This window comes from Bartonella sp. TT29SHDZB, from assembly GCF_042193395.1.
In the GTDB taxonomy this organism is placed as follows: Bacteria; Pseudomonadota; Alphaproteobacteria; order Rhizobiales; family Rhizobiaceae; genus Bartonella.
Genome location: NZ_JBHILQ010000096.1, coordinates 1 through 1,184 on the forward strand (window position 1 = coordinate 1; position 1,184 = coordinate 1,184).

Sequence of the window (1,184 nt, forward strand, 5' to 3'; positions counted from 1 at the left end):
ACAGAAAAAGAACAACAGCTCCTTCACGAGATGATAGAGACCTATCAAGGCTTAAAGATGATGTCACGCATCATGAAGATGTCCTTTATTTTCCTTTAACACAACATTTGTTTTATATTAAACATTTTAGATGTTATATTATTATAGTGAACAGTCAAGAATTGAAAAGATATCTTAATAAAACATGGTTGCAATTTTACTTCAGGGAAGAGAGGACATTTGCTTATAAAGCGTGGTTCTAAAAGGTCCGTTTTACCTATACATGGTACGCGAAAAGAATTAGGAACAGGATTAGTCCAGAAGATTCTTAAAGATCTTGACCTAAAATAAGCCTGAATATGGAGGTGTAAATGAAATATGCAATCAAATTTATCAAAGATGACAATGACACTCTTCTAGTCGTCTCTAAAGACTTTCAGGAATTTATTACCTATGGTAACGATGAAAAAGAGGCTTTGGAACAGGCTAAAAATGCACTTTTAACAGTCATTATGGGGCGTTTTCAAGATCGTGAACCTATTCCCTTTGGACATCGTGATATTGCCTATCCTTTTGTTGAAGTATCTTCATTGGTGACTTTAAAAATTGCAATACATAACGCTATGATTGAAAAAAACTTACGCAAAGCTGATCTCGTACGTCTTTTAAAACTTCATCCAGTACAAATTGACCGATTGTTGGATTTAAACCACGCAACCAAATTAGATGCCTTAGAATCTACTCTCATTGCTCTTGGAAAAGAGGTTGCCATTAATATCCAAGACGCCGCTTGAAAATTACCGGTTTTGCGTAAAATGTTTATAAAGCGCATTAAGAGCAATGCGCAATGAAAGCACAAGGTGTGGTAGTGATTGATCTTCTATGACAAGATACTGTAATGCGGCATGAAGGCTATATTGACGGTGTAAACATTGAGCTTCTTGAACAACATCTTTTACAGCTAAAAGACGTTGTGTTGCCTTCTGTACCCATTTCTCTCTTGCTCCGTTATCAGAAGTTGTAGGCATTTCATCATAAATTGCATTAGGCAATGCTTTTGCACATAGGTAATTGTTTTTCACTTCAAGATATTTTTGCGCAGCATCATATTGGTCTTGATTTATTTTGCCTTGCAAATAAAGCCGCCCGATATAGGTACCGGAAAGCGGATTTTTAGCCTCTTCAATCGTCAAACCAAAGCGTTT

General features: G+C 36.1%; 3 protein-coding genes. 2 read left to right on the plus strand and 1 reads right to left on the minus strand.

Annotated elements, in window-relative coordinates; genetic code table 11:
• Positions 1-219: 219 nt before the first annotated feature.
• Positions 220-330: a hypothetical protein gene (locus tag ACFIJJ_RS09770; RefSeq protein WP_375624508.1), complete on the plus strand. Its 111-nt coding sequence runs from the start codon at positions 220-222 to the stop codon at positions 328-330.
• Between the two features lie 20 nt (positions 331-350).
• Positions 351-773 carry a type II toxin-antitoxin system HicB family antitoxin gene (locus ACFIJJ_RS09775; RefSeq protein WP_375624121.1) on the plus strand — a complete coding sequence of 141 codons (423 nt, stop codon included), beginning with the start codon at positions 351-353 and terminating at the stop codon, positions 771-773.
• 3 nt (positions 774-776) lie between these two features.
• Here ACFIJJ_RS09775 and ACFIJJ_RS09780 read toward each other — a convergent pair.
• Positions 777-1,184, minus strand: a 408-nt coding sequence (locus ACFIJJ_RS09780; RefSeq protein ID WP_375646805.1) for a hypothetical protein, incomplete at its 5' end; no start/stop codon positions are given.